We start from the raw sequence: 25,867 nt of genomic DNA on the forward strand, positions 1-25,867 counted from the left end.
CATCGCATGGACGCCACGACGGATCTAGCGGAACAAAACGCACGTGCTGCGTTGCATCGCAATGATCCACGTTCAGGTTTGCTTGACCCATTGTCGGCGGCATCATCGATAACACCGGTGTTTGGCTCGTGCGGATTTTGGGTCGTGATGGCCTTGCTCTTGTTCACCGCTTCGCCATGCTTGGCGAACGGCGGAATCTTGAACTTTTCGATCAGTGACGAAGTATCCGACGCCCCGCTGATCAGTCGCTGCGAACTGTGGCGTCCCGATCGGCAACGTGGCAATGACGAGCCGGGTTCTCGTAAGACATTGATGCCCGTTCGCAAAACGGTTCCTGCGGGCTTGGGCTTCGTCATCGACCGATCCAGCGAACTGGCTCTGCCCGATGGCAACTATCAATTCCGCTTGATTCGAGGGCCTGAGTACCGAATCATCAGCGGAAGCTTCACGCTCGAGAAAACCAGCCTCGACGACCATCATGTGGGGCTGCCTCGGATGGTGGACATGTTCAGCGAAGGCTGGGTCAGCGGCGATGCGTATGTTCCGGCGAGCGACTACAGTTGGCCACTGCGGATGGCGTCGGAAGACCTGCACCTCATTGCCACTGACCAAGACATTCCCGCTCGAGCGATACCGGGGCGTGATCCCAAAGAATCCGTTGACTTCGAACCGGCTTGGACACAATTCGATGCGTCAATTGGCGATGGCCTTGTCGTCTACGGAAAACCAGAGCTAGAACCTGGATTGCTTCCCGTCGAACGGATCTTAAAGGCTAAAGAAACGCCGGGTGTAAAAGTCGCGATCGAAAATCCGTTCGCATGGCCTTTGCCAGTTTGGCTGGCTACCGAAAGCGTCGACGGACATTTTGTGTTGGGTGATTGGATAAGACTCGATAAAGACGTGATGCGTGTTCGCGATGGTCGCCCAACTCAGGCTTTAATCAAAGGCGATGCGTTCGCGGTCGGTCGGTGGGCGGAAACGATATATCACCACATGCTCGAATGCGGCCTGACGATCCCGCCATTAGCTGGAAGTGGGGACGATTCAGGTAAGTCCCCGATTGGATACAACCGCATTTACGCGACCGTGCCCATGTCCGACGCCTACGGTGACCAAGCCGTCGAATCGCCAAGGGCCCCAACATCGTCCGAAGAATGGTGGCGGACGGTTTGGAGCGGTCACAGCGTTGCAACGAACGGGCCATGCTTGCGAGTATCGCTCGGCGACAAGCTTCCCGGACACACGTTTCACGCATCTACCGGCGAGGTACTGCAACTGCGTCCCGAACTACGATTAGCGGTTCGTGACCCGGTGGAATACTTAGATGTGATCCACAACGGCAAGATCTTCTATTCGGCGAAGCTAGACGAGTTTGCCAAAGCAGGTGGCGTGATTCCGTTGATGAACATCAAGGAAAGCGGCTGGGTTATGATCCGCGTCGTCACCGGTTACGAAGGTCACTTTCGGGCTGCAATGAGTGCTCCCTGGTACGTCGTATTCGATGGCCAACCTCGTGTGAACCAGCAGAGCGTCGATTTCTTCCAACTCTGGCTCAAAGAATACGAAGCACGTCTACGAAAAATGCCTGACGATGAAATCGCCAGGCATGTTCCGCATGTTCAAAGAGCCCGAAAGTTCTGGAACAGCCGCGCGACATACGCCCGGCCGTAGATGATCGCTCGACTAGGCACTCAAGAATTGGCCGAGGAAGCGAGATGCTCCCTCATTCTTAAGCTTGCGAATCGCAGCACGTTCAATTTGACGAACGCGTTCGCGCGAAAGTTGGAACTCCGCTGCGACCTCGGCAAGCGTGTGCGGGAAGTAAGTCCCAAACCCGTAACGCATTCTCAAGATCTTTTGTTCACGTTCGTTTAGCTTGCTTAGTAATTCAGAGCAACGACGACGAAGTTCAACCGCGTCAGCGGTTTCCGACGGCGTAGCTTTACTGCGATCGGGTAACAGGTTACCAAACTCTTGCTGCGAACCTACTGCCGACCGTTGGTTCAGGCTGACCGGTGTCTCAGCGATACGCTCGAGGATGGCAAGTCGCTCGGTGCTGGTGTTGGTGATCTTCGCGAGTTCGATCTTTGAAGGTTGTCGTCCCGTCTGTTGAACGAACTTTGTTTTCTCGCGTCCGATCTGGTTCATCTCGCTGATCACTTGCGCCGGAACCCGGACGGCTCGTCCCTGTTCAGCCACAGCACGGCCAATCGCTTGACGGATCCACCAAGTCGCGTAAGTCGACAATTTGAAACCGCGGCGGTGTTCGAACTTTTCAACGGCTCGCATCAGACCAGCGTTACCCTCTTGGATCAAATCCAGGAATGACAATCCTCGGTTTCGATACTTCTTGGCAACCGAAACGACCAACCGCAAGTTGGCTTCGACGAGCTTGCTCTTCAGATCCAAATACTCGTTGTACGCTTTCTCGATACGCAGAATGCGACGCGAAAATCCACGGCGTGAATGCATGCTTCGACGAAGCACAAGCGACTCATCAGGCGTCAACGGTTGCGATCGCCGCTTGTTGCCGATGTTAACGGCAACAGGTCGCAGATCTTGATAGTGTTCTTCAAGGAAGGTCAAACGAAGCTCAAATTCGTCGATCAACTCGATCGAGTGTTCGCGAAGCTTCAGGAACTGTTTGAATGCTTGTTTGCGTCGGCGTGGTGATGTCTTGGGCGAAGCAGCAGCCTTGAACTCTTCTCGAAGCGAAAGGCGTAGGCCTCGCGCCGTTTTCAAGTTCTGTGGCAAGCACGCAATGACCGCCTTCTTCGAATTTGCGTCAGCGACGCTGTGATCGAGTGCGCGATCAATCCGCGAGTCCCCGTCAACGACTGCCTGCAGTTCTTCCATGACCGCGTCGGCGACGAAACCAATGCGAAGCATCTCGCGACGGAACTGCGCCCTCGCAGCATCCATGGCGACCGCCAATGCGTATTCGTCGCCACTGGTCAACAAACTCGTTCGCGCGATCTCTTCCAGGTACAAGCCAAGCGTATCGGCTTGATCGTCCGCGTACTTGGTGCGTCCAGGATTAGACACACGCGAAGCCGTGACATCGCCGCCAACGACGCTGGCTGTGACGTCAAGAGCGATGGGGTCGAAGTCGGGGTTGTATAGAGAAACCATTGTCTTTGCGTCTTTCGGCGGGGAGGTTGTCAACGATGAGTCAGACGATCAACGAGGCAGAAAAGTTCACCTGTGAATCAAATCACAAGTGCTTGTTTCCAGCTCCGATTTCGCCCTGGCAGGCTACAGAGGAGAACACAACAATGATGCAAATCTCGCGCCGGATAGGTGCTTATCGGGTAATTCGAGAGTAGCTCTTTGTTATTGGCCTGCATCTGCTTTAAACGTGATCGTTTGGATTGCGATAGGGTCAGTTTCGAGGTCGTTTTGAGCGGTTTAAGAGCGATCAGCAGTCGAACTCTGCGACGCATCTCGCGACGGTGTAGCGATTTGCCCCATGGGCTACCGGTGTCTCGATCAGTGAAACAATGACTTGTATTTTCTTCAAACGATTCGGACAGTGCGTACTAAGGCGAAATGCACATCGAGGTGAAAATACCGCCAGCGAAGTTGCGACTATCCATGCTTTAAACCGAGATCGCTGACTACCAATAACTTTAAAAGGCTCCTAGACATTAGGACGAACCACGATGCGTGCGCAACACTGACGCGAACGCGAAAACCCTTTCGTGTATCTGCTTTCGCAAAAATACAAACTAGCGCGTCGCGGGAGTCTCATTCCGCTACATCGATGCGATCGAGCCCGTTAAACTACTTCGCTTTCGCAAGCCGTCCTTCGACTGATGATCGCCTGGTCTTCTTCTCTTCCTCTCCTTCGCACTTGCCGAGTTCCCAATGTCCTCTGCGTCTTCTGCTAACCCACCAAATCAATTCCAAGGCCAACCCGCGGCATTGATTGATCGAGTGGTGAACCTGCTTGATCCTGCTGGCGATATTTTGCTCAACACGACCATTGATCAAGCTCGCGAAGCGGTACGCACTGGAAACGTCGAGGGAATTCGGTCCATCATGGGGCAGTTCGCGATTTGCGAACAATCGGGCAAGACGATTCGCATGGCACGTTCGATCGGACGTCCGATGCGGTACTTCTTGGCCAAGCGAGTCGAAGGCCCCGCCTTGATCATTGCAGAGCGAATCGACGAAATTGCGGCACAGCTAGAATCCGAAGGTCTGGGTGATCAGTTCAACCCCGCTTACACCCGCATGGTTCCGGCGCATCATCTGCTTGAGTTGCAATTAGTTGGTTGCCCCGATCCAAACCCCACACTCACCCGCTTTTTCGCTCCTCCGCGAAACCGCTTGCCAGCCAACATTGCATCGGTGGGACAGGCCTATATCGGGCGTTTGGCGGAAGTCTGCGATGCGTGGCTCGAAACGCTTCCAAAAGATGAACCTATTGGTGTGTTGTTTAGCGGCGGTATCGATAGCGGTAGCGTGTTGGTCGTGCTCGACTTCCTGCTGCGACGACGAGGCCAATCCCCGGCCCGATTGAAGGCCTTCACGCTTTCGATCACTCGCGACAAAAAATCACTGAATCCCGAAGATGTTCAGCAGGCTCAAAAATTTCTCGATGCCATCGGATCGCCGATGTATTTGGAAACGGTCGAAGTGCCTCTAGAAACAGTGTCGTGGCGAAAGGCGATCGAGATCGTCGAGGATTACAAGCCGCTGGACATAGAATCCGCCACGATGGCGTGTGCGTTGCTTCAAGAGGTACGCTCACGCTATCCCGATTGGATTCACATGGTCGACGGCGACGGCGGTGACGAGAACCTGAAGGACTATCCTATCGAAGACAATCCGGAGCTCACGATCAAAAGCGTGCTGGGCAATCGAATGCTGTACCAAGAGGGCTGGGGCGTGAATGCGGTAAAGCACTCGCTCGTCTACAGCGGCGGTCAAAGTCGCGGCCATGTGCGCACCAGCGCGCCAGCAGCCAAGTTTGGATTTCGTGGATTCTCGCCCTACGCAATGCCTCAGGTGATCGAAGTGGCCGAAGGCATTCCCTTTGTGGACCTCACGGACTGGGACCACGAAAAACTTTACGCACTTAAAGGGCAAGTCGTTGCAGCGGGGATTCAAGCGATCACCGGTGTCGAGATGCCAATCTTCCCCAAACGCAGATTTCAACACGGCGCTATCGACGACGTGGGCTTTCAGAGTTTGTTCCCCGCCGATCCCCAGGAGTACCGTGATGCGTTTGCTCAACTTTACCGCTAGGCCGATGCCAGCCGACATGACGCCGATGCCAGCCAATCATTCTCGCAATGACTTGATGATCGCCAGCTTGACCTCGAACAGCTTGAAGTGCTTAGTCATAGTCGCGTTGGCAACCTTAGGTATCGCTTCGTCTGGTGCTGCGGAACCCTCATCAGTTTCGCTTCGTGATGGCGACCGCGTCATTGCAACCTACCATGCGGAAACTCAGGTCGCACCGAATCCGGACGAGCCTTGGTTCAATCGTAGCGGTTTCATTCACCCGTTTTGCACGCCCAGTGGAATCGCTGTGACTTGCGATTTCCCGATCGAACACGAGCATCAACACGGGCTCATGTTCGCCTGGACTAGCTCCCATATTAACGGCCGCCCGGTCGATTTCTGGAACGCCGCTGAGCTTGAAGCAAGAGTGGAACACGCAGAGTTGTTGATTGCCGAACCTAGCGTCATTCGAGCAAAGTTACGACACATCGAATTGCCGGACGATTCAAACGGCGAGGAAAAGCTGGCACTTGACGAGACGTGGCAGATCAAACGCGTCGACCACCCTACGATGAATGTAATGGACCTTGTGTCCGAGCAGCACAACGTCATGAACGTCCCGCTGACAATCAAGGAATACCATTATGGTGCCATGTGTGTTCGAGGTCCCAATGCGTGGATGGATGGTAAATCAACCATCACTGACGATCGCCACCAGGACCGAGAACAAGGCAACCATTCGCGTCCCAAGTATGTCGTGATGTACGGCGAGATTGACGGTAAGCCTTGCGGACTTGCCGCGATAAGCCACTCCGGCAACTTCCGATCGCCTCAGCCCGTGCGAGTTCATCCCAATGATCCGTACTTCTGTTTCGCGCCAATGGTCTTGGGCGATTTTGAAATTGAAGCCGGATCAACCTATACATCGGCGTTTCGGTTTGCAGCATTCGATGGCCCACCAGACCACGAAGCACTTCAAGCACTTGCCACGCAGTTCGCTGAATTACCGTTCGACCAACTGCAAATCAAGCCACTGAACTAGCCTTGCCACGATGTCATCGCGTCGCAGATCGTGAAAGAGACTGTGTTTGGTTTCAGGCCACGACACCAACGTCGCCGGCTTTCCGATTCGGATGGCAAGATTTTTGCACGCGTTCCGGTCAATCAAAGAATCCTCGCCACCGTAAAGCACCAGCGTAGGGATCTGAACTTCGCGAGCATGGTCGAGAGCCCAACGCCCTTGCGACACTAGCTGTGTCGCCAAGTACAACGTGATTCGTGAATGCATCGCGTCGTCTTGCCTGATCTTTTCAATCTCTTGCGGATCGCTAGTCAACGCGTGGACATCAATAGCTTTGCCAAACTTGACGAACGGAAATAGATGTCCCGTCAACCAGGCCGCAAAGATGATGGGACGAGGCATCGGGTTGGGTGGCAACAACATCGGTGCCGCCAACACCAATCCCAACAGCGGAGGCATCGACGAATCGACCGACGATTGTCGCAGGACGTAGTTGACCGCCAAATTTCCGCCCATGCTATGTCCCAACAAAGCTTGCGGGACATCGCCGAAACGTTCGACCACCGATTGACGCACTGCAGCGATGTCGGCCAACAGGCGGTCAAACTTGGCAAGTGATCCTGGTTTGCCGGGCGATTGACCGTGAGACGGCAAATCAAATCCAACGACGGCAATCTTAGCGTTGGAACTTGAAATCACCTGATGGGCCATCTCGGCAAACCGGGCGGAGTGATCACCCAGCCCGTGAACCGTGATTAAGACAGCGTCAGGCTGATTCGAATCGCTATCACGATCGCTCGCCCGATACCAAAGTCGGCCATGCAGATTGCCATGCGCACCTACTTTGATCGAGTCTTCGCAAATACTCAATTGCATCTACTTAGCGAGAGCCCATTTGAATCCTTCAGCGATGATCGATTGCCATTGCTCGGACTCCATCGTGACATTGTGATGTCCCAAGGTGGTACCAAACACGCGCACGTCTTTGAACGTGTTGGTCCAGATGATCGGTTCTTCGTTGCCGGTTTCGGTGCTGTGCGATGTCGCTAAGACAGTTGTTCCCGGCCAAAGGTTTTCGATGATGTAGAGTTCACCGTTGGGCGTATCCCAAGACTCACCAAGCGCTCGGGTGATCGGATTTGACTTTCCAGCTTCGGTTGGCACAACCGTCAACGATCGTTTGCTTTTCTCGTGTCGCCGGCTGGTCACACCGATCAACTCACGCCATGAATCCGCAGTCGGCGCGGTGCGGTAGGAATGCATCGAGCAGTGCACCATCAAAGCAGGCACGCCATTTTCGACGTGCGCATCTACGATCGACTGAACAAACTCAGCCTCCTCAACCGCACCGAAGCATTCGTTGTGAATGACGATGTCAAAGTCTTTGATCCAATCGGGTTTGCTGTAAATTTCAGCCTTGGTCTCTCGCGTGTCAGCGTAGTCCAGGATCGTCCACTTGATGGACCCCACTCGCTCGGACAGCCCTTTTGAAATGATGACCTTTTGATTCTCGTAATCATGGCAACATCCGCCTGTCACTAACAGAGCACGGATCTCTGGCTTTCCGGATTCATCCGCTCGAGTCAAACTCGGATCAAGAACAAGCAAAGCTGCCATGGCAAAGACGGGAATCAGCATGCCAGCGAAACTAGGAAGTTTGAACAAGGAAGGACCTCAGAAGAAAAAGGGGCGGGGAAGAGACCATTCGCGGCCTCGGGGGCTCTGGTTAGACAAGAGCTTAGAGACAATTGCGCCGCGTCACAAATCCACCAACAAAATTACGCAGAAACAAACATGGCACGGCAACTGCTAACTTAAACTAAGGTCCCAACCACTGCCAATTTGACCACTGCCATGCTTCTGATCAAGTTAATCCTCGCATTCACCCTCATTCCGCTTGTTGAGCTGTATTTGCTACTGCAATTGGCGGAAGCCACCAGCATTTGGGTGACCATCGCTACCGTGATATCCACAGGAATTCTAGGTTCCGTGCTGGCGAAACGCGAAGGCGCGATCGCATGGCAGCGGTTTCGTGAATCAATTGGACTGGGCGGTGACTTAAGCCAAGCTAGATTTCCGGGTCGAGAAATCCAGGACGGATTAATGATTGCCTTTGCCGCAGCCCTGCTGCTGACCCCCGGGTTGGTCACCGACACCGTAGGCTTCACGCTGCTTTTTCCTCGTGGCCGCGAATTCATGCGGAAACACATTCTGCCGCGATTGTTCCGCAGCTTTCGCGTGCAAGTTCAAACCAGTCGATCACCCAATCCGCCGCGTACGCGCCGCAGCGATACCATCGACGCCGCTGCCTTCGAGCGCAAAGCCTAGTGCAAGACTGCGAGTTCAGCGTGCGAAGTTCGGACACTGAACTCGAATGGTAGACGACGATTTCGAAGCCAAGAAGTTGCTGTTTAGGCCAGATCCAACTTCGCTGTGCTGTCGCCAAAGGTGTCCGCAGAAACGCCCATGCGATTGATCATTTCCAAGTGCAGGTTCGTCATCGGCGTCTTTTCAGCAAGCTTCTGGTGAATCCCGCCCTTGATCCCCTGCGACGCACCGCCTGCAAAGATCACCGGCAAGTCATCGTGATTGTGTCGATCTCCGTCGCTAATCCCGCTGCCGTAAACAAGCAACGTCTTATCAAGCAACGTGCTTTCGTCGCTGAGCTTGGTTTCAGACATCTTGCCAAGGAGGTGAGCGAACTGACGTGCATAAAATTCATCAATCCGAGCGATCTTTTCCAGTCGTTCTTCGTCCTTCTTGTGGTGCGAAAGGTCGTGGTGACCGTCACCGATTTCAAGCTCGCTAAACGATCGATTGCTGCCGTCATGGGCAAGCATCAAAGTCGCAACCCGAGTCGTGTCGGTCGCGAGAGCTAACGACATCACATCCATCATCAATCGCATGTGCTCGCTGTACTTTTCCGGAATCCCCGCAGGTGTCGGATAGTTCGGATCCTCTGGCAACCCGAAACGCTCGGCGTTCTCGATGCGATTTTCAATTTCTCGGATTCCAGTCAGGTACTCGTCAACCTTTCGACGATCCTCGACGCCTAGTTGACGGGCAACGAAGTCAGCTTCCTCTTTCAAGAAGTCCAAAACGGACTCTTGCCGCTGTTGACGCTTGGCGTAGTTTTTTGATCGCTTTCCGTGATCGCCGTCACCGAACAATCGTTCGAATACCAACCGTGGATTTGATTCCGGCGAAACCGGCGTCCGCTCGTCGGCCCATGCAATGTTGAACTGATAGGCACAAGAGTATCCCGAGTCGCAGGCCCCGCTTTTGCGCACGCCGTCGCACGATAGTTCCAGTGACGGCAAACGTGTATCGCCACCGATGCTTTGGGCAACGAATTGATCTGCCGATACGCCGAGGTGAATGTCTGCTCCCGCAGTCTTGTGAGGCCGTGCTCCCGTCAGGAACGTCGCGCTCGCTCGCGCGTGGTCGCCGCCACCATCTCGGTGAATGTACGCTTCACGGTGTTCCAGCCCCGTAATGAAACGCAACTTGTCGCGAAACGGTTCGAGCGCCTGAGTCGATCGGTTGAATCCAAAATCAGCTCCCTCACCCGTTGGACGCCAATGTTGCATGTTGACGCCGTTAGGAACGTACACGTAACACATCCGCATGGGTTCCGCCGAAGCAGAGGCCGCGGTGGCGAAGGCCCGGTGATTCAAACTCGGCAAGAACGGCAATGCTACCGAAAGACCAGAGGCCTTCAAAAAAGTTCGTCGCGATGAGCTCATTAAATTGATTCTAAAAACGTAGGTTGAAGATGAAGGAAGCGAGACTACGGCGAAGCTTATCGGCCAGCCAAGTCAACTCTTTCGGCGTCAGGTTTGGGCATGTAGTTGAACGGCACGCTTGTCACAATCGCTCGAATCAAAGAACGCATGCTGCCGTCATTTTCGTGCATGTCTCGCACGATCTGATCCACCGCTAACGTATCTTGGTGCGTCAGTCCGCGGCCGATCGCGTAGACCAACATTTTTTCGGCCAAACAACGATAGAAGTCATCACGTCGCTGGTTAGCCAATATATCGGCAAGTTCCAATGCCGATGAAAACTTTTCTCCGGTCATCAATTCACCACGAGGGTCAATCGGTTGATCCGGCGATGCTGGACGACCGCGCCATCCAGGCATCCCTAGTTCGACCTCTCGGTATTGCCCCATCGCATTGTAGTGCTCGAGGGCTAAACCCAGTGGATCCATGCGGCTATGGCATGATGCGCATGCCGCGTCAGAACGGTGCAGTTCGAGCACTGCACGCAGCGATGCTTCACTCAGTTCGCCTTTCTTTGATGCTTCAAGCTCAGGAACGTTTGGCGGCGCCGGCGGCGATGGCGTTCCAAGTAAGTTTTCAAGTATGAACAATCCACGCTTGACGGGACTGGTACGCGTTGGGTTGCTAGTGACCATAAGAATCGAACCGTGAGTCAACAGACCACGGCGATTGGAATCCTCAGGCAAGTCGACTTTACGCATGTCGTTGCCTTCGACGCCATCAATCCCATAGAACTTTGCGAGCGGTCCGTTCAGGAATGTGTAGCGAGCATTGAGTAGCTCGTGGACAGGCCGATCTTCCTCGATTAAGTGCTGAAACATCATTTCAGTTTCTTTCTTCATCGCACTTCGAACACGCCAATCGAGTTCAAAGTCATTATCGCGGAAGGCCAAAACGATTTTCGCTTCGATCGGCTTGTCCATCACGTCGCGGGTAAGCAACCATTGGCCAACAAAGTTTTCGATACCTTGCGAAAGCTGCCACTCATCCGCTTCAAAAAAACGAGTCAGCTCTTGATCGATATTTTCGCGCAATTTGCCTTCACGGGCAACGTTCAGCAGGTTCTCGTTGGGCGGACATGAACCCAGAAAGTAACTCAATCGCGTCGCCAACGCGTACTCGTCGATCGGCACTCCCAACGATGACTTTTGGAAGAAATCAGGCACTGACGCAACCAAATCGTCGCCAAGGGGCTCTTCGATACGAAAGATGAATCGAGGGGACGCCAAGATCAACTTCACCGCCATCGCGATCCCACGCTCATAAGAGGATCCTGGCTCACTGCGGGTCTTTCGAGCTATCCCAACGAGTCGATCGATTGTCTTTTCGCCCGCAGGTCGTCGGTAGGCACGAAGCGCGAAACGTTCAACGACCTCCCTCGTCATTGCGTCCAGCTTTTCCTCATCGGCATCCCCTGGGGGCGGACCGTTGAAAAGTATGCGAGTCCCAGTGCGATACGCGCTCAAGTCAGAATCCAACGGGCCAATGAAGTCCGCGTACTCCAAACGAAACGAGTAGGGAACGTCTTGATTCTGCTCTGGCAAAGTCGATTTGGCGTCGTCGCAAACCGTGACCAATTCGATGCTGATGTGAACCGGCTTATCACCCACTTCCACATCACCTACCAATTTGCCACCACGCTCGTACGCGAAGCCCAATCGCGCTTCGTCCAGCTTCGTTGGCTCGCCATCGTCGGTGTGCCATCGCAGCGTGACATTGGCTTCCTGCTTCGTAGTGGTCCACGAATTATCAAGTTCCCATTCGACTTCTAACCGATAGCGTCCGGGATGCTTAAGCGTTTCCACCATGTGGAACGTCGTGTCACCATCGAGTCTTCGCTGACTCTTCTTGGGACCATCGGGCTTATCGGAATGAAAGTGGTCCGCCCAAAAGCGAGACTCAAGGGGCGTACGGCCATCCAAAGGAATGGACTTTTGAACGATTTGCTCGGCTGCCGACAAGTACTTTTCTAACAGCACGGGCGAGATATGAAGCACCTCGCCGATCGTATCGAAACCGTACCCCGTATCATCAGCAGGAAACTCTTCGCTGGTGTCAAACGACATAGACGTCAGCTGGTGGACCGTGGCCTTGTACTCGGCTCGATTGAGCCGACGCAAAACAACTTTTCCCGGATCGATGTTTTCGGGATCAAGGCGAAACACTTCGCGATTGATGAAATCAATCCACTGGTTCCGCTGCTGCAATTCAGGCTGCTCTTCCTCGGACGGCGGCATCGTCTGCGCACGGATGTTTTTCCAAACGGCTTCCCAACGATCAATCGTTTGATTGCCGTATTCGCCCGACGCGAGTTTCTCAAAAGCAAACCCGCCTTCCTCGGCATCATCGCCATGGCATCCAAAGCAATGATCTTCGAACTGATTACGCAGTTGTTCGATATCGAAGGTTAGGCTGCCGTGACCGTCGTCCGACTGATCTGCTACCGCTGGCTCAGCACCGATTGCGGCAAAGGTACTTGGCACCGAGGCCAAGATCAGGAAGGAGAGGCAACACGCAACAGCCCGAGGGCAGCAGATGCTTAGCATGGAGAGGGCGCAGTGAAGGGGGCGGGGCCGAATGGAAGCAAATGGATTTGCTAACCTCACCATTTAAGCATCAAAGCACGCTTTCTGGCAAAGTATCGGAGTCGTTTATTGTAGGAGAATTGGCAAGTTTGCCGAGAACAACCCTACAATTAGCCACCAACGGATCGCCCCGCACCTTAAACCCCTCCCAGCGTGCCGGAACGAGCCGCTAAGGCTACGCAGTGACCTTGCGTCCACCGCTTGAACATGCGTCAGTTAATGACGTCAGCTTGCAGCTTTTCAATTTGGGCCTGCAATTGATCAATTCGGTCCATCAAACGCACGACCAGTACGCGGAGTTCGGACTCGGACATTTCCGATACCGAGGCCGCGATATTCGACGTATTCAAGTTGCTAAGCGCCATCGCCGATCCCGATTCCTCGGCGGACTTTTCCTTCGCCAAGGCCATCAACTTTGTCTTCGTAGTTGCAATGTCGTTCAAGACAAACTTTGCGGACGGGTGCCGAGGCCCGAATGTGGATTCAGCAAATCGCAGTTGCTTGAGTTGATCGACAAGCTCTCGGCCCCGCTCGGTGGAGAGCACGATCCGAGGTATATCGTCCTGTTTGGACAAACCGTCGACAAACTCATCGGGGTAGCGGAGTCTGTCTTGGGCAGACGTGGCGCCGGGTGACAATGCGACGACAAAAACAAATGCACAAAGCGCGGAGAGAGCGGTCTGAAACTTCACTGGGAAACCTCGGTATCGATTGGACGAATTTACCCTCCGCATACGCCAGTCTAATTACGGGGTCCGAAGTGCGCATCACCCTTTTCGCCTGATTTTTCGCGATTTAGGTGGCAAACCAGCACTCACGCCACGGGCTATTCGTCTTCCAAAGATTCGAGCGATTGTTCAAGAGCAGGCGGCGAAAGCGCGACATTGGATGATGGCTCGTTCTCGTTTACCTTAGAACCGACCGGCATAGCGGTGCTCTCCGTCCCCAATCGGACGTGGATTCTGCCGGCAACCACTTCTGTTACCACGATCGTCGATCCTGCGTCGATGGGGGGGCCAGAAGTGAGCGCGTCAAATTTCTGGCCATTCACGACGACAAGTCCACTGGGCAACAAATCGGTTTTCGCAATCCCCGCCTGCCCCACTAACTCAGCAATATCCTTGCCATCACGAGTGTGACGCGGAGTCTTCACGTCGGTTAGCTGACCAGGACGACGATTCAAGATTCGTCGACCGATGGGAGTGTGCGGCCATACCTTTACCATCGCAGACAACACCAGCGGCGTCGATGTGAATAGAAGTGCGGTCACCACCACGCCAGTGGTTAAACCATACGAAAACGCGAACGCGATGGCACTCGCAAAGCATACAACGGCAGCGATTCCCATCGTCCCGCCCGTTGGAAGAAAGAACTCTCCCACAAGCATCACGTGGTACGCACAGATAAGAATCACAATCAACGTCATTACGGATCCGTCCGTTCGACCAATTCCACAACCACGCGGTTCGCATGCACGTCGCTCACTCGCACGAGCGCTCCCGCTTCGATCAATCCTCCATCGCTCATCACCTGCACAATTTCGTCATCGAACTGAGCCTTCCCCGATGGACGCAAAGGGGTCGTTGTGAAACCTTGCCGTCCGACAAGATAGCTGTAGTCCGCTAACCGCTCCGATGCATCCAGTCGATCTCCATCGGGGGCCTCCATGACCAAGTGCTTGAACAATGGAATATGAGGGAACAACATGCGCATCACCAAGAATCCACCAACCATCCCAGCGGCGCCCGCCAGAGCCGACCAGATGCCTTTGCTCAGCAGCGTGATCTGATACGTGTTGGTTGGCACCACAAACGTTTGGCTCATCAAGACAATTCCCAGTACCGTCAATGCGAGTCCACCGACTCCAAAAACGCCAAACCCGGGCAGAACAAAGATCTCTATCCCAATGCAGATCAATCCGAGCGATAAAGCAAGCAACTCAAACCACTCTGCTGTCCCCGCCAAAAACTTCATCCAGAAAAACATGGCGAAACAGATCAGTGCGATGAAGCCAGGGAAACTCAGCCCGGGCGAATTCATTTCAGTCGATAGCGCCGAAAACCCAATGAACAAAAGCAATATGGAAAGGCCAGTGCTTCGCCCTAGTCGTTCAACCAACCGAACCAAGCCGCGGTCAGCAACTGGTTGAGGAATTTCACTCAAGCCGAGCTTGTCGGATGCCGCCGCTAACGACTCTGCTTCTCCCTCAGCTAATCCCAAAGTAACCGCTTCACTCGCGGAAATGCCTTCGCCCAGTTCAATCTTTTCACCACGCTGCCAAACCGAATCCGCTGGACCCCGCGGGTTGTCATTTCCGTCACCGACTCGACCGTCCGCCAATTCATCGGCAATATCAGCTTCGGTCGCAAAGCGGATTCTTCCCGTTTTTTGATTGGTGTACCGGTAAACATCCAACGTCGGATCGAGCAACCCGCGAATCAACGCCGCAGGCCGATTTACCGAATCGGCGACTTGTTCAATCAACTCGTCGTAAACATTTGCCCGATCCATCGACATCGTTTCCGCGCCGGGGCCGCCAAGTCGCGAATCAGGCTTCAGGTAGAGTGGTTTGCAAGACAGAGCGATCAATGCCGAGTCACCGCGGGCTTCACCGCGGACAAACCCGGCGACCGTGCGCAGCGGTGGTTTCGGATCACTGAATAACGACGCCATCGTCGCGCTGATATCCAGCGAACCGCCGATTGAATCAATGCTTATCAGCCAAGTGTTGACACCAGGGGTTTTTAAAGAATGGGCCAGGTTGCTTCGCCAACGCTGACTACGATTGCTGGCGATCGACCCCGTGATCTCTAATAAGACGGCTTTCGATTCGCCTTCAAACACGGATTCATTCTGTTTCCGGAGCGTGGCGAGATCGAGCAATTGCGCAACTTCGTCTTCTGAGTCTGTGACTGAAGCGGCAATGCGAGCCTTGCGAAGCTTCGAAGCATCGAGACGCAATGATTCACCTCGTTGACTCCAGACCTCTTCGTCGAGCAGGCTGCCTTCTTGGCGAAGTTGTTCGAGACTCTCACCCGACACAAACAACTTCTCGCCACCGACTTTGGTAGCCCAAGCAAGTTCGAGGTCGGGATCCAACAGCGATTTGATCATCGCGTCGGGAAATAATTCTCGACGATTGCCGATCGACAAATAGCTCAGCATGATCGTCTCTTCACCCGATGCGTCCAGAGAGTTCGCACTCGCGATGACTCCACGCTCCCCCATTAGCAACATGTCGGACGCAATGATGGGCAGGGTCGAATGCCCCGATACTTCGGAAGTGACCCACGAAACGATCTTCAATCGCCGTAGCTTTGGCCCCGTGATCGCTCGGGCTAGGCGAAGCGCATCTTCAAAGGCAGTTTCGTCGACAGACGAAGCGTCCGAAATCCGTGATCCCTCGACGTCCTCGGATCCATAGCGAAACACAACGGTTCGGCGCTGATCTTCGCCCGCGTCGTCGTTTAGCCTCTCGAGTCGGCTCACCAAATCGGACGCCTGTTGCGTCGTAAGCGGTACGGGAACGTCGACCAGGAATCCATTCTTGACCTCTTGGTCCTGCGCTTGCAAACGCAATTGCATGGCGGCGAAGAACACGGCCGCCAGCATCAAAATGGTTGAGTACGCAGTCCTCGCCGCTTGCGTCGGAACACCCCTTCGCACGTAACGAAAACGGGGCGCAGAACGCGGCGGGGAATCCATCAACATTTGCACTTCTCCTCCTTAGAGCAACTGATTTCTAACCGGTGCGTCTGCGTACAGTTCCAGCTCAATCATGTGTAGTTAGCCTTAACGTAACGCCATCCACCAGCATTATAGGTCGCCAGAAGAATCGAAAACCGCTATTAAGTACACATCCAGACTTACTTGAGCCCCCCTTGCAGGCTAAAAAAGAGGTCCACAGTGACCTGTTCGGAAAATGTTCCATGACTGCCCCCGCATCGCAACCGCCTGGCAACGGAGATACGCCTCGCGCGTCTTCGTCGCCAAACTTGGATCCCGCGGACGATCTCGGTCAGAATAGCAAAGTCGAAGGGCAAAGCGATCCCGAAAGTGGTGAACGCACCGACACATCCGTCGACGGCACGATCGATCAGCTTGTCTCGCTAGATCTGACCATGGATGGCGAACAGATTGACGATACTGGGATGTCAACGTTGAAGGGAACAATGTCCATTGAGCTCTCCAGCGATATGGGCATGACCGAGGGGCCATTCGATCTCGGCGAAACGAGCACCAAGCATCCTCCCAAAGTCAGAGTTTCCAAGAAGTCGAAACAGCGAGCCAAAGCACTGCCAAAGAGAGTTGGCAAGTTCAAGATCAAGGCCGAGTTGGGAAGAGGTGCCTTTGGAGTGGTGTACCTGGGCTTTGATGACGAACTCAATCGCAATGTCGCGATCAAAGTTTCGATCGTTTCGGATCGTGATCGCCAAGAGAGACTTAAGACTGAGGCAGCCAAAGCAGCACAGGTCGAAAGCCCAGGTATCGTGCCGGTCTATCACATTGGCACAACCGAAGACGGTTCCGTTTACTTTGTGCAGAAATACATTCCAGGTTACTCGCTACGAGATGCATTAAGGCAAAGCCCGCTTTCGCCGATACGAGCCACTGCACTGGTGCACTCGCTGGCAATCGCACTCGTTCCCGCCCATCGTCAAGATGTCCTGCACCGCGACCTCAAACCAGACAACGTGTTGATAGACGAAGAGGGGCGTCCTTGGATTGCCGACTTTGGATTGGCAATCTCAGAGAGCGAACTTTCCAGCAGCCGTCGCGAACTTGCTGGCACACCGCCCTACATGTCGCCCGAGCAGATCAAAGGTCGCACCGACTTCCTTGACCAACGTTCAGACATCTGGGCGCTCGGCGTGATCTATTACGAATGTCTAACTGGCAAGCTTCCCTTCCAGGGCAAGACTCGCCAAACCATCACCGAGCAAATTTGCGAACGTGACCCTAAACCCCTCCAGCAGCATGCACCAGGTTTGCTGACCGAAGAGATCAACAACGTTTTTCTCAAAGCCTGTGCTAAACAACCATCGGATCGATACGCCACTACGGCCGACTTGGCTACTGCTTTGGAGTCACTTATCGCTAACGGGCTGAGTGAACAGAACATTCGCGGCGAAAGTATGCCTGGGCTGCTCGGCCAAAGTTCGATCGACTTCAACACTCGGCGATCGCTTTCGACGCACCAATCCACCGGCGTCTCCCTATCGTCTCATTCAACTCGATCAAGCATCGAGTCAACATCAACGAGCACAAGGATTGGCCGAGGGATTGGACTGCTTCAGAAGCTGCTCGGGCTCGTGTTCATCATCGGTCTATCGTTAGCGGCCAACCTTGCCTATCAAAAGTTCAACGTGACTGAGTCGACCAAATCCACCGCAACGGACGGTTCGGATGATGCCACCGCATCCATCGCCACGGATCCCGTCCTCGCAGCGACATTGCCCATGGTCGAGGCGATTGTAGAACCCGACAACGAACCTGAACCAACGCCAGAACCCGAACCGATCCCAATGCCAAGTGGGACCGAAGATGATCCCATGCTGGTTTCCACGACTGGAAATGGCTCTCATTCTACGATCGAATCCGCCATCAACGACGCACCCGTCAACGGGTTCATCCGCGTCGGCCCCGGGGACTACGAAGAATCACTGAGGGTAACAAAACCGATCACGATTCTAGGACCGACTCGAGTTCGAGGTGAGATCCAGTGCCGGATCGGCAATCAGCTTGAATCCGTCATTTTCGCCGAGAGCCCAACGGGAAAAATCACGTTCAAAGACGTTCGTATCGAAGGCAAGGGAACTCAGATGACCAACGAGTTCAATGCCATTGAAATATCCCAAGGCACCTTCGTCATGGTTGACTGCGAGGTCACCACCAGCAGCTACAACGGCGTGAAGGTGCGGAAAGGATCCACCTTTGGTGCCCAAGGATGCAAGTTCTTTGATTCGCGAACCTTTGCCGTCTCGGGAAAGCAGCATGAAGATATTCAACTGGTCAATTGCGACTTTCGAAATTCTGGCGTCGAACTGGTGAGCGGAAAGGGTCGAGTCTTGAAGTGCCGTTTCTATGGCGAGAAGGGCGTGTGGTGCAGCGATCAGGAGAGCCTTGTTTCGGTTGAACAGTGTCATTTCACCAAAACTCGATCCGATAGCACCCAGGCTCGTGCGGGCGCAACCCTTCAACTGTCTGATTCCACCTTCCTGGATTGCGAAACAGCGATTCGTGTTTCCGATGCGACTGTTGTCGCTTCGAAGTGCACCATGCAGAACGCCACCGTTGCCGTTGGCGTCGGCGGCTTAGATGCGACCTCGGACATTACGTTAACAAATTGCGAAATCGACGGGGGTAAAGTTGGGATTGATCAGGCTTCGGGAAAGCTATTGATCGATGGTGGTTCAGTGACTCATTGCACCACCACCGCGATCTTGTTCACTTCTGAAGACGAGCAAAGCCATGACGTGAGTGGTTTAATTCGCAACTGTACGCTGCAATCCAAAGGCCAAATCGTTCGACTCAGCTATGGCGAACTCGACCTTCAAAATGTTTTGATCAAAAGTTTTGAAACCACTTTCGGAATTTTTGCGAAGACGACTATGCATGAGAATGCCAAGGTTAATCTTCTTTGTGACTCGTCGGTCGATTTCGAAGGTGACTTTGACTATTGCCTGTTTGCCCAAGGTGAGGTGACAATTCGGCTCGACAATGAATTGCGCACCCGAATGGCCGAGAATGGTCGACGAGCGGCCTTGCTGCCCAATGCCGTGTACGTAGATTGACCCCTTTGAATGGATTCTAAAATGACGTCAACGGTATCGCCCCGCCCTTCCAAATCGAGCCGATCGACATCCCCGACCTCTCAGTCGCGAGCAAACGAGATCAACGCCACCGATAATCCAAACCGCGATTCCACATCGTCCTCGCAGTTCCATCATCGGCAACCCAATCATCGGCTGGCCGCCGTCCTGGTCGCAATTGTTGCGGTTGCCGCGATCGCCTGGATCGCAGCACGGATGGGCGCGGGTCCGGGGGCGGATTCTGTTCGAAACCAATCGCCCACATCAAATCCCATTCCCGCGACCTACGACGCGGACCGGGCGATGAACTACCTCGAACGACTTTGCCAATTTGGCCCGCGGCCATCGGGCAGTGACGCAATGAAACGACAACAGGATTTCCTGCAGGATTTTTTCGAGAAACGTGGTGCCCAAGTAGGTTTCCAATCGTTCGAGATCCGACATCCCGAGAACGGATCTGCGGTGCCCATATCCAACTTGATCGCATCGTGGGGTCCTGATCGGCCCAAACGAGCACTACTTTGCGCTCACTACGATACCCGACCTTATCCCGATCGCGATCGTAAGAATCCTCGCGGAGTGTTCGTGGGTGCCAACGATGGAGCGAGTGGCACGGCGGCTTTGATGGAAATCTCGCATCAGTTCGACGCGTTACCTCCGCAAATCGGAGTCGACATTGTCCTCTTCGATGGTGAGGAATTTGTGCTCAAACAGGGACGCGATGACTACTTCCTCGGATCCAGCTTCTACGCCGAACAATACAAAGCCAATCCGCCTCAATCACGGTTCACCAGCGGCGTTTTACTTGACATGATCGGTGACCGAGAACTGAAGATATACTTTGAACAGAACAGCATGAAGTACGCTCGCCCGCTTGCGAAAGACATTTGGCGAGTGGCCGACCGCTTGGGTGTCGACGCGTTCGTACCTCGGATTCGACATGAGATCCAAGATGACCATCTACCGCTTAATCGAATCGCTCGGATTCCGACCGTTGATCTGATCGACTTTGATTATCCGCGTCCAGGGATTGGACAACCATCTTATTGGCACACCGAGCAAGACATCCCCGCAAATTGCAGCGGTGAATCACTAGCCGCGGTCGTTTGGGTTGTTCACCAATGGATGCTTACCCTCGCAAATTGATTAACGAAAACAATCTATAACTGTCGCCCGTCACCATCCACTTCTTACTGTCACTCTTTCATTCATGTTTGCTGGTAGCCTTGTCTTATCGTTCACGCTGATCGCGTTTGCGTTTTGGTTGCAGTGGAACGAGAAACTCGGCTGGCCTCAGGAACAAGCTGACCTCAATCGTGCCATGCATCCACTCATTGGTAGCGATCTTGATCGAGACTACTACCGACGCAGAAGTTCATCGCGGGCCCGTATTCATTGGATCATCGGCATCTGTGGAGTGTTGATTTTGATTGCGGCGATCGCAGGCCACGGAGTGATTTGGGTGGGTGCTTGGATGTGCGTGATGTTCGCGCTGGTCTGCGTCGTGCTGCTGGCTCTGTTAGATGCGTTTCGCACGCACCGCTACCACAAGAACAAATTGCCACAGGTTCGTGACCACGTCCTCGGAGAAGATTCTTGAGCGTTCAACGCTGGCTGGCTTGCTTCATTTTGGTGTCGTTGTCATCAGTCGCGGTTTGGTCCGATGATCAAACTTCGAACCAGCCGACGCGTACGCTACTTTTCTCGGACGATTTTAACCGCGAAGAATCGGACGAAAGCCAGGAAGAGCTTGGTGGAACTTGGACGACAAGCAGTGCGACTCGTGCAAACGGCAACAAGCAAGTCGATCTCCGCGACAACACGTTGCATATCTACATTCACGAGTCGGCTGATCATGCGGTGTCGGTGCGTCACGAAATAGATTTCCGAGACGGTTCGGTTGAACTTCGATTCAAGCTAGAAAACGCAGTTGATGTTTTGACGCTTAATTTTGTCGACCTGAAATGCAAAACCGTCCATGCCGGCCATCTGTTCAACGTGTCAATGGCAACCAATTATGTTGCAATCGAGGACTTGAAGACCGGAGTGATGAACCTCGCGTACCGCGACGCATCGAAAGCGGATCGTGCGAAGTTAGATTTGAAGAATTTGATTTGGTCCAAACGAAAGAAATTTCCTTTACAGCTGGATTCAGAGACTTGGCACAGCGCGATCATCAATGTTCGCGGTGACACCGTCGATGTTTCGATCGACGGCCAATCGGTCGGATCGTTTTCCGCAATCGGCATTGCACATCCCACCAAGACTATGCTGCGGTTCTTGGTCCCGAACGAAGCGGTGATCGACGACTTGAAAATCTATTCTTTTGATTCCTGAGCAAGCGTTGCGGCGAACTCCTTGACCACCGCTCGTTCAGTCAACCTGGGATTAATGTGAGGACGGCAGCGCAGCAGTTCAGCTTGTGCGTCCGCGGCCGATAAGCCCCTGTATTTCATCAACCAACATATCGCCACGGTTGCGCTTCGAGCGCGCCCTGCCTTGCAGTGAATGTAGACCGTATTCCCCAAGGCAACATGCCGCTGCACAAACTCCACCGCGGTAACAACGTCGTCTAATCGAGGGTGCGTGAAGTCGGTCGTCGGGATTCTCAATTGCTCTATCCCAAACTGGTCATATCGCAACTGCGGTCCGGCGTATTCTTCGCATGTGTTCACCACCGCCTTTACGCCAGCCTCGCTCATCGCTTTGACGTCCGCAGCGAAGGGGTAAGCTCCAACGATAACGTGCTCGTCGATCGCGTCCCACCATCGACGAACCCTCAAGATCCGCGCCAGGGAGTAATTCCACGCCAAAGTGGGAAAGAAAACACTGCGTGCGTAAAGTCGACGAAGCGATGATCTCATAAATTTCGATCTGCAGTGAAAATGACGATGGAGAAACGAGGCACAACCGGTCGCCGATCACGTAGAATACGACAGCGAATGAGATCCATCATCGAATTCTAAACCGTCCGACGCAACCAGACGCTCTTATGCTTTATCGTTCCCTTGCCGTCATTGCTTTACTTTGGATCGTTCCGAGTGCGATGGCAGCCAACTTTGGCGACACCCTGCAAACTTTTCGTTCAGGTGAATACGAAGCAGCCGAATCGGCAGCCCGCGAACAAGTCGAAGGGGGCGTTTGGAATGAACGCTGGTCTCGTTTATTGATCGAATGTGAACTCACTCGCGGCGATCACGCTTCGGCGATCAAGACTTACGAAGCCGCTGTTTCTCGCTACTCCACCAGTATGGCTCTGCGTTTGCTCGGCATCGAAAGCTATCAGCAAGCGGGCATGGATGAGAAAGCGATGGCGGAAATGATCGAGTTCGAAAAACGCTTGCTCAGCTCACCCACACGCTATGTCACTCGTGACAACTTGCTGGCCATCGGTCGCTACTTAGCAATGCGAGGCGAAGACGCTAGAGAGATTCTCAAACGGTTCTACGATCGTGTTCGAGACGCAGACCCAACCTACACTGATGTCTTCATTGCCACGGCCGAACTGGCAATCGATAAACACGATTACGCCGTCGCTGCAGAGACTTTGGAAGAGGCAAGCGAACTTGACGACACCGATCCTCGCATTGCGTACCTCTCCGCCCTCGCGTGGCAGACCTCGGATCCCAAGGAAGCGGAGAACTTCCTCAACAAAGCACTGCGGCTTAATCCGCGTCACGTTCCAAGTCTGCTCCTTCGCGCCGAGAAAGAGATTGACGCTGAAAGTTACGACGACGCCAAGCAAACCATTCGCCAAGTACTCGCAATCAACGTTCATGAACCTTTCGCTTGGGCTTTGTCCGCAGTGATCGATCACGTCGAAGGTCACTACGAGATTGAAAAGCTAAAGTATGCGGCCGCGACAACGCCTTACTCTCAGAACGCAAAAGTCGATCACTTGATCGGTCGCAAGCTGGCCGAGAAGTACCGTTTTGCCGAAGCCGCTCGTTACCAGCGTTTGGCTTTGGAAAAGGACAATAACTTTGCCGCCGCTAAATTCGAACTCTCTCAAGATCTGCTTCGACTTGGTGAAGATGCCGAAGGCTGGATGATGGCGGAAGAGGCCGGCGAACGAGATCCGTATAACGTAGTCATTCATAATCTGATGACGTTAAAGGACCGTATGGAAACAATGGAAACGATCCACAGTGACGGCATCATTGTGCGAATGGATGCGAGAGAAGCGAAAATTTACGGCGACGCAGTGTTAGCTCTTCTCAGTGACGCCAAGAAATCACTCGCGCCGCGGTATGAGGCCGAGATTGACCGACCAATCGTGGTCGAGATCTTTGCCAACCAGAATGATTTTGCAATTCGAACGTTCGGATTGCCCGGTGGGGCTGGATATCTCGGTGTTTGCTTTGGACGAGTGATCACCGCCAACAGTCCATCATCGCAAGGCGAGCTACCGGCCAATTGGCAGAGCGTTTTGTGGCATGAATTTTGTCACGTTGTGACGCTCGAGAAAACTAAGAATCGCATGCCGCGTTGGCTAAGCGAAGGCATTTCCGTCTACGAAGAGCGAATCAAGGACTCTTCGTGGGGCGAGGCCATGTCGCCCCAGTATCGGAAGATGATCCTTGATGGGCAAATTACACCGGTTCAAAAGCTTAGCGGAGCATTCCTAAACCCGCCGTCGCCTCAACATTTGATGTTTGCCTACTTTCAGTCCTCGCTTGTCGTTGAGTACATCGTGGACGAGTACGGCATGGAGGCGTTGATTGGGATTCTGGACGATTGCGCGGCGGGAATCATGATCAACGATGCAATCGCTCGACACGTCGGATCGCTCGAACGACTGGAAACTCAGTGTAAGGAATACATCAAAGCAAGCGCTGATCAATTCGGTGCGGCGGTAGATTGGTCGCCCATGAGCGAACTGCCGAAGATGAACGCTGACGAATCACTAGCTTATGCGAAGTCTCACCCCAACCATTACGACTTGGTGATCAGTGTCGCTCGCCGACAAATCGCCGACGGTGACTTTGCCAGTGTCCGACCTCTGCTAGAAAACATGCAGCGTCTTGGTGCTTTGACGGGTAAGAGCGACGGCCCGCTGGACTTGCTTGCCCAGGTCTATCGTGGATTGAATGAAAAGGAACTGGAAGAAGCCGTCCTGCGTCAACGCGTTGAATTGGCCAGCAATCCCCTGGATGCTTTGTTGCGATTGATAGAGATCGATCGTGAAAAGCAAAGATGGGACCAGATGATTACCGATGCCAAAGAAATTCTGGCCATCCATCCGATGCGACCCGATGGACATCAGTTCCTTGCGGAAGCAGCCGAACGATCAGACAAGCATGCGATAGCCGCGGCAGCCCTAAAGTCACTCGGCGAGTTTGAACAGGTTGACCCTGCCGGTTGGCACTTTCGCCTCGCGAGTGCCTATCATGCCACCAACGCTCACGACGAAGCCATGCATCACGTACTGCGTGCTCTCGACGAGGCTCCTCGTTACCGTGATGCGCACTCGCTTCTGCTGCAAATTCACAAGTCTTCAACGGCCTCCCGCCAAGGATCCGAACCATGATGAATCGCCGCAAACTGATCTCATGGTTGGTCGTCACGTTGGGAGTCGTGTTTGCTACCGCAGCGATGGCCCAACGTCGCTGGTACCGAAACGACGACATCAGCGTTGATCGCCGGGGTGTACCAACGTGGGAAGTGGATCCGAGGTTCAAACACGACCTATTTACATTCGCTCGGGTTCGATACGACTCTTATGGTGGTCGAGGGCGCGGCGGCGGTGGTTGGCGGACCGACTACCCTGACTCGGATCTCAACTTTTCTCTTCGGCTGCATCAGTTAACGTCCCTGAAGGTAAATCCGAACCCGATCATTCTTGATTTGACGGACGAAAAATTATTCGACTATCCATTTCTCTACATGATTGAACCGGGAGCGTTGTATTTCAGCGAACCTGAAGTTGAAGCACTTCGGCAGTATTGCTTGCGTGGCGGCTTCTTGATGGTGGATGATTTTTGGGGTGATGCCCAGTACGAAAACTTGGCCGAGCAACTCAAACGAGTCTTTCCTGATCGCGAACCTTTTGAAGTCCCGCTCGAGCACGAGATTTTTCACTGCGTCTACGACATGAAAGAAAAACCGCAAGTACCCGCGATCAATTCAGCGTTTCGCACTGCCGATGGTCAAGTCGGTACTTGGGAAAATGCATGGGACGGCAGCGACACGCGGACGCCGCACTACCGCGCGATCACTGACGACGAAGACCGGATCATGGTTTTCATATGTCATAACACCGATCTCGGTGATGGCTGGGAACGCGAAGGTGAACAGAAATGGTACTTCGACGAATTTTCGGTCAAGCGTGCTTACCCAATGGGCATCAACATCGTCACCTACGCGATGACGCACTAGAGTTGAGTTATACGCCTAAAGCAGACGATGCGAGCGGTGCATTGCGTCTTTCTG

Annotated in this window: 19 protein-coding genes; 10 read left to right on the forward strand and 9 right to left on the reverse strand. The window is 53.7% G+C overall.

What is annotated here, in order from left to right:
- Nucleotides 1-6: 6 nt before the first annotated feature.
- Nucleotides 7-1,671, forward strand: coding sequence for a CehA/McbA family metallohydrolase domain-containing protein (locus Pla22_RS19465; protein WP_146516395.1), 1,665 nt, complete (start codon nt 7-9; stop codon nt 1,669-1,671).
- 12 nt (nt 1,672-1,683) lie between these two features.
- Here Pla22_RS19465 and Pla22_RS19470 read toward each other — a convergent pair whose 3' ends face one another.
- A complete protein-coding gene (locus Pla22_RS19470; RefSeq protein ID WP_146516396.1) occupies nt 1,684-3,132 on the reverse strand; it encodes an RNA polymerase sigma factor RpoD/SigA in 1,449 nt (482 codons plus the stop codon).
- A gap of 735 nt (nt 3,133-3,867) precedes the next feature.
- Between Pla22_RS19470 and Pla22_RS19475 the strand changes: the two genes are divergently transcribed.
- Nucleotides 3,868-5,253: an asparagine synthase-related protein gene (locus tag Pla22_RS19475; RefSeq protein WP_146516397.1), complete on the forward strand. Its 1,386-nt coding sequence runs from the start codon at nt 3,868-3,870 to the stop codon at nt 5,251-5,253.
- Entirely contained in the window at nt 5,228-6,274 is a 1,047-nt protein-coding gene (locus tag Pla22_RS19480; RefSeq protein WP_146516398.1) for a DUF6807 family protein, read from the forward strand. Before Pla22_RS19475 ends, Pla22_RS19480 begins: the two co-directional genes overlap by 26 nt.
- Here the strand turns inward: Pla22_RS19480 and Pla22_RS19485 are convergent.
- The gene (locus Pla22_RS19485) at nt 6,236-7,123 is read right to left on the reverse strand and encodes an alpha/beta fold hydrolase (RefSeq protein WP_165440755.1); all 888 of its coding nucleotides are present in this window, start codon (nt 7,121-7,123) and stop codon (nt 6,236-6,238) included. The genes Pla22_RS19480 and Pla22_RS19485 overlap by 39 nt on opposite strands.
- Before the next feature lie 6 nt (nt 7,124-7,129).
- Nucleotides 7,130-7,918 (reverse strand): ThuA domain-containing protein, encoded by a 789-nt coding sequence (locus tag Pla22_RS19490; protein WP_146516400.1) that lies wholly within the window; start codon nt 7,916-7,918, stop codon nt 7,130-7,132.
- A 189-nt stretch (nt 7,919-8,107) separates the two neighbouring features.
- On the opposite strand from Pla22_RS19490, the gene Pla22_RS19495 reads away from it, so the two are divergent.
- Nucleotides 8,108-8,581: an FxsA family protein gene (locus Pla22_RS19495; protein ID WP_146516401.1), complete on the forward strand. Its 474-nt coding sequence runs from the start codon at nt 8,108-8,110 to the stop codon at nt 8,579-8,581.
- A gap of 83 nt (nt 8,582-8,664) precedes the next feature.
- Here the strand turns inward: Pla22_RS19495 and Pla22_RS19500 are convergent, their stop codons facing one another.
- The 5 genes from Pla22_RS19500 to Pla22_RS19520 all read right to left on the reverse strand — a co-directional run bounded on the left by Pla22_RS19500 (nt 8,665) and on the right by Pla22_RS19520 (nt 16,334).
- Nucleotides 8,665-9,999, reverse strand: a complete 1,335-nt coding sequence (locus tag Pla22_RS19500; RefSeq protein ID WP_146516402.1) for a DUF1552 domain-containing protein — start codon at nt 9,997-9,999, stop codon at nt 8,665-8,667.
- A gap of 56 nt (nt 10,000-10,055) precedes the next feature.
- On the reverse strand, nt 10,056-12,521 hold the full coding sequence (locus Pla22_RS19505) for a DUF1588 domain-containing protein (RefSeq protein WP_165440756.1): 2,466 nt from the start codon (nt 12,519-12,521) through the stop codon (nt 10,056-10,058).
- Between the two features lie 314 nt (nt 12,522-12,835).
- Nucleotides 12,836-13,315, reverse strand: a complete 480-nt coding sequence (locus tag Pla22_RS19510; protein ID WP_146516404.1) for a hypothetical protein — start codon at nt 13,313-13,315, stop codon at nt 12,836-12,838.
- A 134-nt stretch (nt 13,316-13,449) separates the two neighbouring features.
- The gene (locus Pla22_RS19515) at nt 13,450-14,049 is read right to left on the reverse strand and encodes an NfeD family protein (RefSeq protein WP_146516405.1); all 600 of its coding nucleotides are present in this window, start codon (nt 14,047-14,049) and stop codon (nt 13,450-13,452) included.
- Complete coding sequence (locus Pla22_RS19520; RefSeq protein ID WP_146516406.1) at nt 14,049-16,334, reverse strand: NfeD family protein; 2,286 nt, start codon at nt 16,332-16,334, stop codon at nt 14,049-14,051. Before Pla22_RS19520 ends, Pla22_RS19515 begins: the two co-directional genes overlap by 1 nt.
- 218 nt (nt 16,335-16,552) lie before the next feature.
- Here Pla22_RS19520 and Pla22_RS19525 point away from each other — a divergent pair, with 218 nt between their 5' ends.
- From Pla22_RS19525 to Pla22_RS19540, 4 genes are all read left to right on the forward strand, one after another.
- Nucleotides 16,553-19,417, forward strand: a complete 2,865-nt coding sequence (locus Pla22_RS19525; protein ID WP_146516407.1) for a serine/threonine-protein kinase — start codon at nt 16,553-16,555, stop codon at nt 19,415-19,417.
- A 21-nt stretch (nt 19,418-19,438) separates the two neighbouring features.
- The gene (locus Pla22_RS19530) at nt 19,439-20,581 is read left to right on the forward strand and encodes a M28 family peptidase (protein ID WP_207310417.1); all 1,143 of its coding nucleotides are present in this window, start codon (nt 19,439-19,441) and stop codon (nt 20,579-20,581) included.
- Nucleotides 20,582-20,645: 64 nt separating this feature from the next.
- Nucleotides 20,646-21,035, forward strand: coding sequence for a DUF2244 domain-containing protein (locus tag Pla22_RS19535; RefSeq protein WP_146516409.1), 390 nt, complete (start codon nt 20,646-20,648; stop codon nt 21,033-21,035).
- Nucleotides 21,032-21,772: a hypothetical protein gene (locus Pla22_RS19540; RefSeq protein ID WP_242632168.1), complete on the forward strand. Its 741-nt coding sequence runs from the start codon at nt 21,032-21,034 to the stop codon at nt 21,770-21,772. The genes Pla22_RS19535 and Pla22_RS19540 overlap by 4 nt, the downstream gene beginning before the upstream one ends.
- Here the strand turns inward: Pla22_RS19540 and Pla22_RS19545 are convergent.
- Nucleotides 21,754-22,299: a dual specificity protein phosphatase family protein gene (locus tag Pla22_RS19545; protein ID WP_146516410.1), complete on the reverse strand. Its 546-nt coding sequence runs from the start codon at nt 22,297-22,299 to the stop codon at nt 21,754-21,756. The two genes, Pla22_RS19540 and Pla22_RS19545, sit on opposite strands and share 19 nt — an antisense overlap.
- A 128-nt stretch (nt 22,300-22,427) precedes the next feature.
- Between Pla22_RS19545 and Pla22_RS19550 the strand changes: the two genes are divergently transcribed.
- Entirely contained in the window at nt 22,428-24,965 is a 2,538-nt protein-coding gene (locus Pla22_RS19550; protein WP_242632169.1) for a tetratricopeptide repeat protein, read from the forward strand.
- Nucleotides 24,965-25,813 carry a DUF4159 domain-containing protein gene (locus tag Pla22_RS19555; protein WP_207310440.1) on the forward strand — a complete coding sequence of 283 codons (849 nt, stop codon included), beginning with the start codon at nt 24,965-24,967 and terminating at the stop codon, nt 25,811-25,813. Before Pla22_RS19550 ends, Pla22_RS19555 begins: the two co-directional genes overlap by 1 nt.
- Nucleotides 25,814-25,867 lie beyond the last annotated feature (54 nt).

Source organism: Rubripirellula amarantea, from assembly GCF_007859865.1.
Classification (GTDB): domain Bacteria; phylum Planctomycetota; class Planctomycetia; order Pirellulales; family Pirellulaceae; genus Rubripirellula; species Rubripirellula amarantea.